General features: G+C 53.3%; 13 protein-coding genes. 8 read left to right on the top strand and 5 right to left on the bottom strand.

Annotated elements, in window-relative coordinates:
- Positions 1-54 precede the first annotated feature (54 nt).
- Complete coding sequence (locus A3849_RS10810; protein WP_074111393.1) at positions 55-663, top strand: biotin transporter BioY; 609 nt, start codon at positions 55-57, stop codon at positions 661-663.
- 652 nt (positions 664-1,315) lie between these two features.
- Here the strand turns inward: A3849_RS10810 and A3849_RS10805 are convergent.
- Positions 1,316-2,977, bottom strand: coding sequence for an alpha-amylase (locus A3849_RS10805; RefSeq protein WP_083613453.1), 1,662 nt, complete (start codon positions 2,975-2,977; stop codon positions 1,316-1,318).
- Between the two features lie 115 nt (positions 2,978-3,092).
- On the bottom strand, positions 3,093-3,935 hold the full coding sequence (locus A3849_RS10800) for a DUF72 domain-containing protein (RefSeq protein WP_074111392.1): 843 nt from the start codon (positions 3,933-3,935) through the stop codon (positions 3,093-3,095).
- Positions 3,936-4,193: 258 nt separating this feature from the next.
- Here A3849_RS10800 and A3849_RS10795 point away from each other — a divergent pair, with 258 nt between their 5' ends.
- Complete coding sequence (locus A3849_RS10795) at positions 4,194-5,048, top strand: MBL fold metallo-hydrolase (protein WP_083613452.1); 855 nt, start codon at positions 4,194-4,196, stop codon at positions 5,046-5,048.
- Between the two features lie 496 nt (positions 5,049-5,544).
- Here A3849_RS10795 and A3849_RS32830 read toward each other — a convergent pair whose 3' ends face one another.
- Together A3849_RS32830 and A3849_RS10785 are read right to left on the bottom strand one after the other, a co-directional pair.
- Positions 5,545-5,949 (bottom strand): hypothetical protein, encoded by a 405-nt coding sequence (locus A3849_RS32830; protein WP_178382655.1) that lies wholly within the window; start codon positions 5,947-5,949, stop codon positions 5,545-5,547.
- 6 nt (positions 5,950-5,955) lie between these two features.
- Entirely contained in the window at positions 5,956-7,548 is a 1,593-nt protein-coding gene (locus tag A3849_RS10785; RefSeq protein WP_074111390.1) for a histidine kinase N-terminal 7TM domain-containing diguanylate cyclase, read from the bottom strand.
- 379 nt (positions 7,549-7,927) lie between these two features.
- Here A3849_RS10785 and A3849_RS10780 point away from each other — a divergent pair, with 379 nt between their 5' ends.
- The 6 genes from A3849_RS10780 to A3849_RS10755 all read left to right on the top strand — a co-directional run bounded on the left by A3849_RS10780 (position 7,928) and on the right by A3849_RS10755 (position 14,633).
- Positions 7,928-8,710 (top strand): ABC transporter ATP-binding protein, encoded by a 783-nt coding sequence (locus tag A3849_RS10780; protein WP_074087412.1) that lies wholly within the window; start codon positions 7,928-7,930, stop codon positions 8,708-8,710.
- A 2-nt stretch (positions 8,711-8,712) separates the two neighbouring features.
- On the top strand, positions 8,713-9,525 hold the full coding sequence (locus A3849_RS10775) for an ABC transporter permease (RefSeq protein WP_074111389.1): 813 nt from the start codon (positions 8,713-8,715) through the stop codon (positions 9,523-9,525).
- Positions 9,450-10,427, top strand: coding sequence for an ABC transporter permease (locus A3849_RS10770; RefSeq protein WP_256700730.1), 978 nt, complete (start codon positions 9,450-9,452; stop codon positions 10,425-10,427). Before A3849_RS10775 ends, A3849_RS10770 begins: the two co-directional genes overlap by 76 nt.
- Before the next feature lie 143 nt (positions 10,428-10,570).
- Complete coding sequence (locus tag A3849_RS10765) at positions 10,571-11,677, top strand: ABC transporter substrate-binding protein (RefSeq protein ID WP_074111388.1); 1,107 nt, start codon at positions 10,571-10,573, stop codon at positions 11,675-11,677.
- 93 nt (positions 11,678-11,770) lie between these two features.
- Entirely contained in the window at positions 11,771-13,234 is a 1,464-nt protein-coding gene (locus tag A3849_RS10760) for a CoA-acylating methylmalonate-semialdehyde dehydrogenase (protein WP_074111387.1), read from the top strand.
- A gap of 31 nt (positions 13,235-13,265) precedes the next feature.
- The gene (locus A3849_RS10755; protein WP_074111386.1) at positions 13,266-14,633 is read left to right on the top strand and encodes an aspartate aminotransferase family protein; all 1,368 of its coding nucleotides are present in this window, start codon (positions 13,266-13,268) and stop codon (positions 14,631-14,633) included.
- On the opposite strand, the gene A3849_RS10750 is transcribed toward A3849_RS10755, so the two are convergent.
- Positions 14,599-16,287, bottom strand: a complete 1,689-nt coding sequence (locus tag A3849_RS10750; protein ID WP_074111385.1) for a PucR family transcriptional regulator — start codon at positions 16,285-16,287, stop codon at positions 14,599-14,601. The two genes, A3849_RS10755 and A3849_RS10750, sit on opposite strands and share 35 nt — an antisense overlap.
- Between the last annotated feature and the right edge of the window lie 248 nt (positions 16,288-16,535).

The following is a 16,535-nucleotide window of genomic DNA, read 5'->3' as shown; positions in this document are numbered from 1 at the left end:
GTATCGGGTGGGGGATGATATAGTGATCCTAAAAAAATGGGGGTAATCCTGCTCATGAAAAAATGGACGACTCGCGGCCTGATCTTCAGTGCGCTATTCGCCGGAGTCATGATCGCACTCAGCTATTTAAGAATATCACTGCCTTTCTCAGCCGTACCTATCACCATGCAGACGCTGGCAGTCATGCTGGCCGGTTCCATTTTGGGTGCACGCTATGGCACCTTGGCCGTGCTGATTGTAATTGGGCTGGCGGCAGCCGGATTTCCCGTATTGGGCGGAAGCGGGGGCTTGGCGGTCCTGGTTGGACCAACGGCAGGCTATATCTTCTCCTGGCCGGTGGTGGCCTTCCTGATCGGCCTGTCTGCGCAGCGTATCGGGCAGAATAAATACACATTTGTGAAGCTGCTGGCGGTGAATTTCCTGTTCGGTGCACTTCTTGTGTATCCCGGCGGTGTATGGTGGCTGGCCCACTCTACGGGCATGACTTCTCTCTCCAAGGCATTAACGGCAGGCATGTGGCCGTTCATCCCCGGTGATCTTATCAAGGCGGTTTTGAGTGCTGCCGTTGTAACCGCCGTATGGAGAGTCTATCCGATTGAGCGTATCCTGAATACGGAACCGGACACTTGGACCGAAGGTGGAAAATCAGCGGTCAACCGTTAATGGATGGTTCCTGACAACATAAGAGATCACACAAATAGGTGACCCCGGCCATGGCCGGAGTCACCTATTTGCTTGAAGCCTCAGTTACTCCTGCCGCTGAGCGGCAGTGTTGAAATGGGCTGGACTTGCCAGACTTGTTGGACTGTTGGACTAGCTGAACTTGCCTGGTGCAAACTTATAAGTCGGCTCAAAAAAAAAATTTTGTGTACCAGCATGTGATAAGCCTGAATGGAATTAGCATGTTTGTACAGAAACGCTCGCGTTATTCACATGGCGGACTGGTTAACGAACGGTGTGCATAGGTGAAAATGTATGCTAAGTGGAATTCGTAAAACTAAATTTGTCGAAATTCTATCCGCAGTGGGGACTAGTGGGATTTTGCTTTTGTCCATCTAATTTCGATGGATTCCCTACATATGGAGCAATTTAGTAGTATTAGGTGTACCTTCTAGCTGCACTTTTACCAGTAAAGCTCGCGTGGGAATGAGACAGCGCAAATTAGGTTTACTTTTTCCACTTCAGCTTGCTCGCATTAGGGTGTATCACACCTCAGTTTACATAGCGGATAGGGCATATTTCTATCCAGGCTGCACAGCACCGCTGAGGTGGGAGTGTTCCTATGATTCTCCAAGCGGAAATTAGCTGCTTTGAATCATTTACCTTTTTCCCTTGTGACGGATTCGCCGTCCGTATCCCCGTTGTCTGTAGTACCGTCATCCGTAGCACTGCTGTCAGAAGCAACGCTGTCTGTGGTAACTCCGTCCGTATCCCCGCCGTCTGTGGTACCGTCATCCGTACTGCTGTCCGAAGCACCGCTGTCCGTGGTGCCCTGCGCCTCTGCAGCGGGCTCCTTTTCATCCGCATCCGGCAGCACCCACACGGAGACACTTCCGCCGTTCACCGGGAATGCCGCCCAGCCGTCTTCACCGATCGTTACGGACTCCCCGCGGTTATGGGTGAAATCGACCCACACTTCTCCAGCCCGCTCTTCACCGAGGAACATCCGCTTCTCGCCGTTGTCTCCGTTCGAGATGACCACGGCGCAGCCTGAGCCTTCAACCTCTTCGATGCCCCGGCGTACCCAGCCGATGGTGTTCGGGTGATCGAAGTAATCATCCTGCTCGCCGTAGGCTTTGTGGCAACGGGCGTACAGCAGGGGATCGATGGCTTCTTTTTTACCTTCCACCGGAGTAGGCCCGCCGATGCCGTAGTAATCACCATAAAAGACTACCGGGTATCCGTCACGCCGAAGGAGGATGAGGGAATAAGCGCTCTGCTTGAACCAGTCCCCGACCCAAGACTCCAGTGCTTCATGTGGCTGGGAATCATGGTTGTCCACGAAGGTCACGGCATTGCCGGGATGCGTCTGGACTAGCGTGTCGTCAAAAATATGTGTCAGATCAAAGTCTCTGCCGCCAAGAGAAGCCGCATGCAGCTTGTAATGCAGCGACACATCGAACAGGTCTATCTGATAGTCAACCGTATTGAGAAATTCCCGGCAGGCTTCGAGATTCGAGTTCCAGAATTCCCCTACAATGTAGAAATCCTCTCCGCGCTTCTTGGTCATCTCTGCCGCGAATTCTTTTATAAACTCATGATTGATGTGTTTGATGGCATCCAGACGGTAACCACTGCACTGCAGCGTATCCACCAGCCATTTGCCCCACTCCAGCATCTCGTTCTTGACTTCCTCATGGCTGTAGTCAATGTTCGCGAACATAAGATAATCGTAATTGCCAAACTCGTCATCCACGTTCTGATTCCAGCTTTTGTTCTCGCCGTTGATCCGGAAGACTCCGCTCCGTTTCCCTTTGGCATCGAAGTCGGTGCCGTTGAAATGGTTATGATCCCATTTGAAGGAGGAGTACTCGTCACCCCGGCCGGGGAATGTGAACTTGGTCCAGCCCTCGATTTCAAAAGGCTCGGAGATCTCCTTATTGCGGTCATTCCGATCTACCTCAATCACTTCGAAGACCTCGGTTTCATCTGCGCCTGCTTTATGATTCATGACGAGGTCCACATACACGGCAATGCCGTTCTTGAGACACTCGGCAATAGCGTCGATCAGTTCCTGTTTGGTGCCATATTTCGTGCGGACGGTCCCTTTTTGATCGAACTCGCCCAGATCATAGAGGTCGTATACGCCATAGCCCGTGTCCTCAGCGGAGACGGCCTTGGTTACCGGAGGCACCCATACGGAATCAATGCCTATCGCTTTCAGCTCAGGAGCCATTTGGGCCAGCCGCTTCCAGTGCTCTCCGTCCGCCGCGACATGCCATTCGAAAAATTGCATCATAGTATGGTTTCTCTTCATTTCCTGTAGCCTCCTTCATAGATATGAAACGGATAAATAGGTTGTAGTATATGGCTTAGTGCTTCAGCAAGGAGTGGAAGAGATTATGTAGACCTCCAGGCATCACCCGGGCAATTCAGAATAAATCCAGCTGGCGCGGAGCCAGTCCGTCATCGATTCCGAGCAGCGACTGCAGCTCTTTTGCATTGTCAGTGGCGTCTCCACCAGAGTTATTATTAAACACAACATACAGCTCGCGGCATGTTTTTTCAAGTTCCAGCAGCCGGTCCCGCCACTCTGTCAGCTCTTCGGTACTGTAGCGGTACAGGTAGCGAAGTTTGCGCCAATCCGGGTGGCTGCTCTGATTCCAGCCGCTGATATTGCGCCCATGCAGCCGGACATAAGTTGCATCAGAGGTAGTGGATACCGGCACGATGGGAATCGAACCGGACCCCGCCTGCGGCTCATCTGCCACGGTATGAATCCAGCCCTCCTTCTCCAGGAAGCTCAGTGTGTTGTCGCGCATTTCAGGGCTGTACCAGGATTCGTTGCGGAATTCGATTGCTGAAGGAACATCCAGCATCCTTTCCTTGGCCTCGCGCAGAAGCTCCACGTTGTCTTTGGTACAGTCGAACCAGGGCGGGAATTGAAAAAGAGTCATAGCCAGCTTTCCGGCTGACCGTACAGGCTCTATCGAGGTATGAAAAGCCTGATACATCTCTTCAGAGGTATCATAGTAATTCTTTTTACCGCGCAGGTGTCCGGTCATGCCCTGATATGCCTTGACGATGAACTGGAATTCATCCGGGGTCTGTGCTACCCATTTGGCGTAATTCCTGACCGGCTGCACTGCATAGAAGGAACTGTCGATTTCCACGATGGGGAAATGAGCGCTGTAGACAGGCAGCCGTTCAGCCGGTTTTATTTTGCCGTACAGCTCCTCGTGATCCCCAAAGCCCGTTAGCCCGATTTTGATCATGGAACCTCCCCCTCTCCCGCTCGAAGCGTGCTTAAATGAATCGGCTAACTCTTATTAAACTGAAAACCACTATTCACAAACAACGGGTAGTTGATTAATATTTGGAATTCATGCAACATGGGAATAGAGATGCGGTTCAAGCGGCGGAGCCGGTTATAGGGTTATGGGAGCTGTTATCACCCAATCATGCAGCAGATATACGATACAGAGTAATCTCTGGTCATTGCCATAAAGGTGGACACAGAAAGGGAGTTAAACATGGAGCATGAATTTCAGCAACTCAGTCCGCACATTTTGATCATGCATGCGGAGCATGAGACCGACCGGCCCATTCTTGCAGCAATTACGGGGGAGCGGCGCACCCTGCTGATGGATGCGGGGAATTCGCCAGCTCACGCGGAGCTCTTCCGCCAGGAAATGGCCAAGCGCGGTATGAGACAGCCGGAGCTAATCGTTCTGACACATTGGCATTGGGACCATTCTTTTGGCATGTCCGCCTGGAAAGTGCCGGTCATTGCTCATAAAGGAACGGCAGAAGTACTGGGTAGTCTTGCCGGGCGCGGCTGGTCGGATGATGATCTGGAGGAACTGGTTCTAACCGGAACCCTCAGTGAAGAGAGCGCGCAGCATATTCGTCTGGAATACGGGGACAACAGGAACATAACGGTTGTGCAGCCGGATATCGTGTTTACGGAGAGTATTAATGTGGATTTGGGAGGAGTCACCTGTGAATTGAGCCATGTGGGCGGTGACCATTCCGCAGATTCCTGTATTCTTCACGTGAAGGAAGACAACGTCCTCTTTCTGGGGGATGCCCTGGGTCCTTCCGTATACGGTGGTCCCCGCAAATATAGCAGCACAGGCTTTCTGAATTTACTTGGACTTGCTTACGGCTATAATGCCCAGTGGGTTGTGGAATCGCACGGCGTACCAATGAGCACAGCGGAATTTCGTGCCGATCTGGCACCGTGGGAACGGCTGGCACGGATTGTGGATGTTTTCGGGCACAACCGTGAACGCGTAGTGCAGGAGCTGAGGGATTATCTGAAGCTCCAGGAGCTGCCGGCTGATTTGCTGCAGGGTGTAGAGTATTTTCTGGCCGGGAGTAAATGAGTGAATAGAGGGATTAATGAATGAATGAAGGAATAAATGAATGAATAAATGAATTAATGAATTAATGAAGGATGAATAAAGCCCATCACAATAAAATAATGCGCGTTAACGGCGGATGCCTAACGCAGAACAGCCCCGTTTCTTTGCAAGCGATAAGCCTGCTTAGAAACGGGGTCTTATTGTTATTATAGGAAATGTACCGTCTCATGGACGGATTTGTACATTTATACTTGCTTAGGAAAATTAAAGGGGGAGCGTGTGGGGAACCGCAGGATGTTGGAATTAGTTCACTTAAACAGACGGAAAAGCCTTCAGCGGGGAGAATAGTAGGAAAAAGTAGACTTAATTTCAGCGAATTCACCCCAAAGGGCGGAAATTGGGCAAATTAGGTCTACTTTTTCCAACATGTATCTGCTGAGAAGTGGGCGAGGACGAATTAAGTTCTCTTTTTCCAACTAGCTCTGCGCTGTGTCCAATGAGGCCATCCGTGCAACTCTTAACTGGAATCCGCAACGGCTATGCTGTTCAGTGAAGAACAGTTTAAGTCCCAAAACAACGGCAGAAATGCCGTTGTTTTAGCGCCGCCGACAGGTTTGCCCCGCAACAACGGCAGAAATGCCGTTGCTGTAGCGCCGCCGGCGGGTTTGCCCCGCAACAACGGCAGAAACGCCGTTGCTGTAGCGCCGCCGGCGGGTTTGCCCCGCAACAACGGCAAAAATGCCGTTGCTGTAGCGCCGCCGACAGGTTTGCCCCGCAACAACGGCAGAAATGCCGTTGCTGTAGCGCCGCCGGCGGGTTTGCCCCGCAACAACGGCAGAAACGCCGTTGCTGTAGCGCCGCCGGCGGGTTTGCCCTGAAACAACGGCAAAAATGCCGTTGCTGTAGCACCCTCGGCGGGCATCGTATCTTACACCGGTGTGAAATGGGTGATAGAGGAGCCGCTGGATACGTGAACCGCATTACGCCCATTTCGCTTGGAGGTATACAGGGCATGATCCGCTTCGGAGAGCAGCTCTTCGAGAGAAAGGTTCTTGCTTGAGGAATCCACCACTCCGAAGCTTGCTGTTACATGAATGGACCCGGAAATTGTATAGACGGAGCTGCGCTCAATATCCTTACGGATCGCTTCAGATAACAGAGCGGCCTGCTTCAACGGAGTTTCAGGCAGACAGAGGACAAACTCCTCGCCCCCGTAACGCCCAAAAATATCACCCTCCCGCAAATGCCTGCTGCAGACGGTTACAATATGCTGAAGTGCCATATCTCCATAATGGTGGCCGTATCGGTCGTTTATACTTTTGAAAAAGTCGATGTCCAGCAAAATCACTGAGACCGGCGTCAGGTTGAATGAGGCTTCCTCCAGGAGCTGCCGGCTGAGCTCCATAAAATGCATCCGGTTGTAAATACCGGTGAGACTGTCGATGGTGGCCAACTGGAGCAGCTTCTCCTGCAGCAGTGTCCGCTCTGTGACATCAATCAGCATAATCATCCTTCCCACCAAATGTCCGTCGTGCTTTTGCACCGGAGAGGATCTGACCTGGTAATAACGGGTTTCACCGTGGATATTCCAGCCCAGCTCGCGCTCTTCACTGAGCTGCGGATCAGAGTTCATGACATAGTCAACGGCATCCTGCCCCGCCGGAAGGAAGAGCTGGGCCAAAGGTTTGCCGATGGCTGAGGCATCCAGATCCTGCAGCATGTCCAGAGCGGCCTGGTTGTAATCCACCAGCATATCGGAGAGATCCGTAACCAGCACGCCGTCGCGCATGCTCTCGAAGAGATTCTCGCGGGCGATCGGAGCGGCGGTCAGCATACCTCTGGAAAGGATAGCCCATATATAGAGGGTCGAGGTGACACTCATAATCACGGGTACGGGGTCCATCCCATAAGGGGTTGCATCCATTAAATAGAGGAATGCCCCCAGAGCCGGGAGAAACTGCCCGATGAAGATAATGGACAGCTGCCTGCGGTAGACGCGCTTCATCCGGTTCCACTGCCAGAGAATCAGGCACATGCCCGCAAGCATACAGCCAAAAGTCAGACTGCCCTGAACAATATACCAGGGTCCCATCACGATATCGATCAGCGGTGTGGGTGCGCCTTCCCGGAAATACATTGACTGATAGAACAAGTGATGATAATCGTTGGTCCATACGAGCAGGACGGAGATGAAGGGCACGGCATAGAGCGCGGTAACCAGCCCTTTTCGGATCAGCCGCTCCAGTCCAACAAAATACATAATCATAATCAGACTAGAGGGAGCGATGAAGGGGAGTCCGAGATACTCGACCTTAATCCAGAAGCTGATTTCCGGCATGGTCCGGCCCGACAGCTCCAGAGCGAAGCCGAAGGTATAGACTGCTGAAGTGAAGGAGCTGAGGATGAAGGCCCGGGTTCCTGGGAAATCGGTTCTTTTATAGTAGGCAAAAAGAGCCAGCAGCACATTCAGCACACCGGAGATCGCAACAATCACAATATAATTCGAAATCATGGATCCCATCGTTCAGACCTCCATGGATGGACATAAGCGTTGAGCATAGGCAGATTGTCTCCTAATCGTCGAAAGATATAGTGAGATAGCATCAATCATAAATTTTGTAATCTTTGGTATGAAGGTTGTCCGCATGATGATATATACCTACTTTATCGGAAAAAGTCTCAATTTTTAATACTGAATAGGCTCCACCTAGACAAAGTGACGGAATTTTTCAGACGCTATTTTACTTTTTGTCTAGTGAGAGTCACCGGAGCAAAGTGTAACATGTTAGTTAATCCTACATGAATGAAGGGGAGTAATCGTTATACGCAAAATTGTGTTATGTTATATAACATAAATAAGGGAATGAAAATCCGATTCAGGAGTAAAGGGGGAGCTGGATATGTCATTAGTCGCGGCAAGAATTCCTGAAATACAGCTGCAGAACGTAGAGATGCGTTACCAGACAGACACTGCCGATGTGCTTGCGCTGCATCAAGTGAGCCTGGATATTGCCAAAGGAGAGTTCGTCTCTCTGCTCGGCCCGTCCGGCTGCGGCAAAACTACACTGCTGAGACTGATGGCAGATCTTATAACACCAACCGGCGGGGACGTTACGGTGGCTGGCAAGAGTGCCCGCGAAGCCCGTCTGGCCCAAAAATACGGCATTGTCTTCCAGAGTCCGGTCCTGTACGACTGGCGGAAGGTGAAGCATAATATTACATTGCCTCTGGAACTGATGGGTGTGAAGAAATCCATACGTGAGGACAAAGCGCTGGAACTGCTGGATCTTGTAGGCCTGCAGGGCTTCGCAGACAAATATCCGTGGCAGCTCAGCGGAGGGATGCAGCAGCGGGTAGCCATCGCCAGAGCGCTGTCGATGGAGCCGGAGATCCTGCTGATGGATGAACCGTTCTCCGCGCTGGATGAATTCACCCGCGAGCGTCTGAATGAGGAGCTGCTGTCCGTCTGGAACAAGGTGCAGAGCACTATTGTTTTCGTAACCCACAGCATTCCCGAGTCGATTTTTCTCTCGGACCGCGTGTTCGTTTTATCTCCGCATCCGGGCAGGCTGTCCGCGATTGTGGATATTCCACTCCCTCGTCCGCGCACGGCGGAGATGAGAAACAGTCCACAGTTTTTTGAACTGATCGCCCATATCCGCGACAGCTTCGAAGGGGTGTAGAGATGAAGGAGAACAGTACGTTTATGCGGGACCGCGTGCTGCCGCTGTTCGTCTGGATCTTCGGCCTGCTGGTGGTATGGGAGGCAGTCTCTTGGTGGCTGCTGAATGTGGCGAAGACGCCGCTGGCCCAATCCAAGCTGCCTTACGTTCATGAAGTGGCGGCCACCTTGTGGAAGTATAGCGGCACGCTCTTGAAGGAGGGGGGAGCCACCTTCGGCAATGCCGGAGTCGGATTTCTGATCGGTGCAGTGGCTGGAGTGATCCTCGCGGTGCTGATGAGTCTCTCGAAGACGATTGAACAGCTTGCCTTCCCTTATGCGGTTGCCTCGCAGATGATTCCGATTCTGGGCCTGGCGCCGATCATCTATGGCATTGTGCGCGACGAGCAAGTGTCGCGGATTATCATCTCCGGCTACATCACCTTTTTTCCGGTCGCGCTGAATATGCTCCGCGGGCTGCGGAGCGTGGATCTGCCGGCGGTGGAGCTTATGCACTCCTATGCCGCGAAGCCCTGGGCGGTGTACTGGAAGCTGCGCTTTCCGGCTGCGCTGCCGGGCCTCTTCAGCGGCCTGAAGATTGCAGCTCCGCTCGCAGTAACCGGGGCGATCCTCGTGGAGCTCATGGGCGCACAGCATGGCATTGGTGTCCTCATGCTGCGTAATCTCTATTATGGTCCTTCCCATACGTACATGTTCTGGTCGACAGTGCTTGTCGGAGCCTTGCTGGGGATGGTCAGCTATTGGCTGATGAGTCTGGCGGAACGCCTGGCAGCGCCATGGCAGCCGGAATTCCGTCCGAAAGGGGGCAGCCGCTGATGGAGAGCAATACTACTGTGCAAGATATACCCTTCATTGCATCATCAGGAAAAGAAGCAGTACACACTTCAATAACATCAACTAACAACGAAATTTCAACAGATCCTGACAAGCGTCGAAGTCCCCGGCGGTTATTCAAATGGCTGAATCCGGGTGTGATTCTGCCCGTGCTGGCCGGTGTGCTGTTTCTGATCCTTTGGGAGTTTCAGGTCTTCCACAAGCTCTTTGATCTCAAGAAATATCAGCTTCCATTGCCCTCGGCCATTGCAGAAGCAATACGTGAGCATTTCAGCCTGCTGCTCTCCTATACCGGCTATACGCTGACTGAGGCGGTGGTGGGGATGTTGATCGGTTCGGCCTGCGGCTTCCTGATCGCCTTGGCGGCAACGGCCTGGCCCCGCTGGGGCGGAGGGAGTCTGACCCTGGTGGCTGCGCTGAACGCTGTGCCGATTGTGGCGCTTGCTCCGATTATGAACCTGTGGTTCGGGGACGGCATCGGGTCCCGGGCCGCGATTGTTACAGCGACAACGATGGCGGCGATGGCTATTAATGCTTATAAGGGAATGGCTGCAGTTGACCCCCTTGCTCTGGATCTGATGCATTCGTATGCAGCCGGCAAGCCAGCGGTATTCCGCTACCTGCGGATCCAGAACAGTCTGCCTTATGTGTTCACCGCGCTGAAGATCAATGCTACAGCGAGTATGATCGGAGCTATTGTCGGGGAATTCTTCTTCTCCTCGCAGGGCCTCGGCTATCTGCTCTCTAACTCCATCAAAGTAGCCAAAATGCCGCTCGGCTGGTCCTGCATTGTGCTGGCTGCCATTGCCGGAGTCCTCTTTTACCTGATTGTGGAGCGGCTGGAGAAGGTGTTCATCAAGTGGCACTCCTCTCAGCGGTCCTGATACCTGAATTCGTTACATCCGGTTTCTGCGAAGAGGGAGACAGAGAACCCCTCCGCAGGCCGTATGCATAGAGCATCACGCTGGTAACCATGCTGTGGCTTTTGCCGAAATGAAAACTCAAACGGGTAGGGGGAGTTATATTGATGAACAGGAAGAAGGGCAAGTTTCGTGGCGGGGTGCTGGTAGTGGCGTTTATCATGATGATTTCTTTGCTGGCAGGGTGTGGCGGCAATAATAACAATGCGGCTCCGTCGGCTGAGGCGACGGCCGGAACAGAGGCTTCTGCATCGCCGGAAGCGGCGGCAACAACGGAACCCGCTGCAGATCCGGTCACGGTCAAGCTGCAGCTGAAATGGGTGCCTCAGGCTCAATTCGCCGGTTACTTCCTGGCCCAGGACAAGGGCTATTACGCGGAAGAAGGGCTGAAGGTTGAAATTCTGCCCGGGGGTCCGGACATTGTGCCGGAGCAGCAGGTCGCAGGGGGATCGGCGGATATCGGCGTGGACTGGGTCGCCAGTCTGTTGACCAGCCAGGAGCAGGAAATGCCGCTGGTGCAGATTGCGCAAATCTTCCAGAAGAGCGGACTGGTGCTGGTATCGAAAAAGGATGCGGGCATCAACGGACCGGCTGACCTGAAGGGCAAGAAGGTCGGTAACTGGATGGGCGGCAACGAGTTCGAGATTCTGGCACTCTTCGATAAATACAAACTGGATTCGAATAAAGATCTGAAGTTTACCAAGCAGGGCTTCACGATGGACCAGTTCCTCGGCGGGGAGATCGACGCGGCATCAGCAATGACCTATAACGAATACCAGGTCGTGCTGGAATCGGGTATCAAGGCAGAGGATCTGAATGTAATCGACATGAATGATGAAGGTGTGGCGATGCTGGAAGATAACCTCTTCGCCAACAAGGAATGGCTTGAAGCCAATAAGGAAACAGCCGCCAAGTTTGTCCGTGCTTCCCTGAAAGGCTGGAAGGACGCGATTGCCGATCCGGAAGCAGCGGTTGACAGTGTCATGAAGCTGGCTGAGAAGGGCAGCACCACCCGGGAGCATCAGCTGACGATGATGACCGAGGTTGCCAAGCTGATTCAGCCGGAAGGCTTCGACGCTTCCAAGATGGGTTATACCGATGCGGCAGCGTTCCAGCAGACGGCAGATATCGCTCTTAAGTTCGGCGTCATCAAGACCGCATCCAAGGTGGATGAAGCCTATACGAACGAAATTGTGGAGATGGCGGCAAAATAACGCGGATACACTCATATTCCTGATAGATGACCGCCGGAAGGGGCGGTCATCTATTATAATCAGCAGCCCAGAAGGTGGAAAGAGGTGCAGAAGATGTCTCTGCTTGTAAGACATACGGAGAAAGTGAAGAACTACGTGAATGGAGTGTGGGTGGAGTCCTCCTCCGGACAGCAGGAAGAAGTGTTCAATCCGGCGACCGGTGAGGTCATCGCTTATGTGCCGCTCTCCAGCCGGGAGGAGCTGGATGATGCAGTGAAAGCGGCAGCAGAGGCGTACTCTTCCTGGAAAAAGGTTGCTGTACCGCGCCGGGCCCGCTATTTCTTCCAGTACCAGCAGCTGCTGGTTCAGCACTGGAACGAGCTGGCCGGACTGATCACGTTGGAGAACGGCAAAAGCCTGGAGGAAGCGCTTGGAGAAGTGCAGCGCGGCATTGAATGCGTGGAATTTGCCGCCGGCATTCCCACACTGATGATGGGCAGTCAGCTGCCGGACATTGCTACTGGTGTCGAGTCAGGCATGTACCGCTACCCGCTTGGAGTGGTTGGCGGCATTGCACCGTTCAACTTCCCGATGATGGTGCCCTGCTGGATGTTCCCGCTGGCGATCGCCTGCGGCAACACCTTTGTCCTGAAGCCCTCCGAGCGTACGCCGCTGCTGATGAACAGGCTGGCCGAGCTGTTTGCGGAAGCGGGATTTCCGCCAGGGGTGCTGAATGTGGTGCACGGGGCGCATGAGGTGGTGAACGGTCTGCTCGAGCACGAGGAAGTCAAAGCTATTTCCTTTGTAGGCTCCCAGCCGGTTGCGGAGTATGTCTATAAGTACGGGACATCGTTCGGCAAACGGGTGCAGGCCCTGGCAGGGGCTAAGAACCATTCTATAGTACTGCCCGATGCCGATCTCGATAACGCGGTCAAAAACATCATTTCCGCCGCCTTTGGTTCAGCAGGTGAGCGCTGTATGGCCTGCTCTGTGGTGGTTGTGCATGAGGGGATCGCAGATAGGCTGGTAAGCCGCCTGAGTGAAGCTGCTGATGGCCTGAAGATCGGCGACGGCAAGGACGAGGGGGTGTTTCTTGGCCCGGTGATACGCCAATCGAACAAGGAGCGTACGATCGCTTATATCGAAACGGGGATTAAGGAACAGGCGGAGCTGGTGCGGGACGGCAGACTGGACCATGCGGCTGCCGGAGCGGGTTATTTCATCGGGCCAACCCTATTTGACCGTGTGCAGCCGGGCATGACGATCTGGCAGGATGAGATTTTTGCGCCGCTGCTGGCTGTGGTGCGGGTCAAAGATCTGGCCGAAGCCATTGCCGTGACCAATCAGTCCCCTTTTGCCAATGGAGCCTGCATCTATACGGACAGCGCTAAGGCGATCCGGGAATTCCGGGAAGAGATTGATGCGGGAATGCTGGGGGTTAACCTGGGCGTGCCTGCGCCAATGGCCTTTTTCCCTTTTTCGGGCTACAAGAAATCCTTTTATGGAGATCTGCATGCGAACGGCAGGGACGGCGTAGAGTTCTATACCCGCAAAAAAATGGTTACCGCACGTTATTGACTACTATGGAATGTTGAGAGGAGAGAGTGCCATGCAAAGCCTGGGGAACGATAGCGAGCTGGCCATCCAAAAGGATCAGCAGTATTTGTGGCATAATATAACCCCTTACAATGAAAAGAATCCGCCGATGATCGCTGTAGAAGCAAGCGGCTCATGGGTGACGGATATTGACGGCAACAAATTCTTGGACGGCATGTCCGGCCTGTGGTGTGTGAATGTTGGCTATGGACGTAAGGAATTGGCGGAGGCGGCTTACAATCAGCTCCTTAGCCTGCCGTATTTCCCGCTCACCCAGAGCCACATGCCGGCAATTGCCCTGGCCGAGAAGCTGAATGAATGGCTGGAAGGCGACTATGTTATTTTCTTCTCCAACAGCGGGTCAGAAGCCAATGAAGCAGCCTTCAAAATCGCCCGCCAATACCAGCAGCAGATCGGCCAGCATTACCGTCATAAATTCATCGCCCGCTACCGGGGCTATCATGGCAGCTCCCTTGGTGCGCTCTCGGCCACCGGCCAGGCGCAGCGGAAATATAAATACGAGCCGCTGAGCGGCGGGTTTCTGCATGTAGCCCCGCCGGACAGCTACCGACGTCCAGCGGGCATGACCGTGGAGGAATTCAACCTTCAGAGTGCGCAGGCTATTGAGGATACGATCGTCTGGGAAGGCGTGGAGACGGTAGCGGCAGTTATTATGGAGCCGGTCATTACCGGCGGAGGCGTCATTGTGCCGCATCAGGTTTATCTGGACCGGGTTCAGGAGATTTGCCGCAAGCACGGAGTCCTGCTGATTATTGACGAGGTGATCTGCGGCTTCGGGCGTTCCGGCCGTAAATTCGGGCATCAGAACTTTGGTGTGAAACCGGATATAATCACCATGGCCAAAGGGTTGACCAGTGCCTACCTTCCACTGTCGGCAACGGCCGTACGCAAGGATATATACGAGGCTTTCAAGGACAATAGCGACGACTACGGGCATTTCCGCCATGTGAACACTTTTGGCGGCAATCCGGCAGCCTGTGCGCTTGCCTTGCGCAATCTGGAAATCCTGGAACGGGAGAACCTGGTGGAACGAGCGGGTATTCTGGGCAAGAAGCTGACTACCGGATTCGCTGAACTGCTGGACCATAAGCTGGTGGGAGATATCCGCAGCTTCGGACTTGTCATTGGCATTGAATTGGTAGCGGACAAAGTCACCAAACAGCCCGCTGATCTGGCTGTCGTGAAGGGAATTATTGCCGAATGCAAAGCGAAAGGTCTGATCATCGGCAAAAACGGCGATACGGTAGCTGGCTTCAATAATGTGCTTACCCTTGCGCCTCCGCTATCCTCCACCGATGAGGATATCCAGTTCATCATCGACACCGTTACAGCTGTGCTGAACGGGAGCTGGGCAGAGTGAATTTCTCAGGATAGAGAAGCTGATAGGCGCGCAGGGCGACCTGGATGGAGATGCGGTTCTCGGGAAGCATGAAGTCTTCACCCAGCAGCTCGGTGATTTTGTCCAGCCGGTAGTAAAGGGACTGTCTGACGATGAACAAATTCCGGGCGGCGATCTGTTTCGAGCCGTCGTGGTCGAGGTAGACACGCAGGGTCAGCAGCAGCTCGCTTCCTTTGGCCATATCATGGTCGATCAGCGGGCCGAGATAGCTGCGGATGAAGTTCTCCAGTGTCTTGCCGTCATTCAGGCTCAGCAGCAGCTGGAAGACGCCGAGCTCTTCATAGAACAGAATAGACTTCTGATAACAAGAATATAGAGACAGTGCCTGTACGGCTTCCTGGTAACCGGCATAGGCGTGTTTCAGACCCCGGTGGGACTTGCTGACTCCGATGACGAGCTGCAGGTCCTTCAGCTTCTCGTCGGAACGGATGTGCTGCAGCGCATCCAGTGCCTGCTGCAGCCGCAGCTTGCCCGGCAGCTTGGACTGGATATCAAGGGCGATAACCGTGAGGCGGTTATTCTTCAGTGTAATCAGCGGGCGCAGCGAGTACTTCTCGAAGATGGAGCGCAGGATGAGCGACAGGTGAAAGGTGATCGACTCCCAGTCGTTCTCTGAGCTGTTCCATTTCACGTCGCGGGGATTTTCGATTTCGATCAGGCACACGCGGTACGGCAGCTCATTCACGACATTGAAGTCGGGACCGACCAGCCCTTTGAGCCGGTTGTCATCCTGGGTCCGTCCGCCAATCAGCTCATCCACCCACAGATTCTCCGAGAACAGCTTGCGTTCCTCCATATACCGTGTGCGCAGCAGCTCCTGTGCGATGGACAGTGAGGCAGAGTCGAGTAGCAGACAGTCGAATTCCTGCGGCTTGTGATTGCAGACCATCAGAATATAAGCCCAGGTCTGATCGAGCGCACCTACCGGCTTCAGGGCAATCGTCTTGTGGCCGTAGTCGCGGATATAAGGGGCTGCATCCGGCTGCACGCCTTCCATCTCTTCGCCGAAGGCTTCGAAGAAGCTCAGGAGCGGAGTCTGCTCCTCGGGCGGGAGCGCCGGGAAGAACAGGGGCTTCCCTTGCGGCTGCATATATACAATTTGCGTGCGGGTGCTTTTGCATAATAATTGCAGAACCTTGAGCGCACCTTGAGAGGTTAGCGTCAGACGGTGGAACTCACGGGAGATACTTTCTAGCTCCTGAAGCATGCGGTGATGGCGGTTGATAATGAGGGAATGCAGGTCAAGGGTGATGTCTACAAAGCGTACCGTGCGGGTGAAAATAATCAGCGGGAAGTCATGCTGGTTGGCGAGATCAATCATTTCCTGCGGAATGCTGCTGAAATAGGCTCCCAGCTCAATGCATAAGCAGGCTGCATTCTTATCAATCAGATTCTGCATAAAAGATAAGGATGAGGGCAGATCGGCGCTTGCCCCTATGCCGGTGGTCAGAATCATCTCTTCCCCGTGGATTAGACTTTCAAAGCTCGCGCTCTCCAGCACATGCACCCAGCGGATGGCCCGGCCCAGGCCGGTTCTTCCACCGGCGATTTCTGCTTCGGCGAACAGCGGTCTTTTCAGCGCATCGCGAATCGTAAATACAAGCTCCCAATCCATAAACTTCCCCCTCGCTTGACGTATGACCGGCTTCCTGCCTGGTGTAAAAAATACACTTTTGAAATTAGACAATCTGTCTAATGTAACGAAAAATGGAATTTACTATAGTTTCAATATAACGTGTCAGGATAGTTAACCCAAATCGATAGAAATCAGAAATGTAGTTAGGTTTATTGTTCATTTTACTACAATAATCCTGAGAAGTAAGTAAAATATTAAGGCAATACTCGTAATAATGTTATATTATA

This window comes from Paenibacillus sp. P46E (assembly GCF_001909095.1).
Taxonomy (GTDB): domain Bacteria; phylum Bacillota; class Bacilli; order Paenibacillales; family Paenibacillaceae; genus Paenibacillus_AQ; species Paenibacillus_AQ helianthi.
The sequence above is the reverse complement of the archived record's forward strand: the minus strand, read 5'-3'. Positions and strand labels throughout refer to the sequence as shown.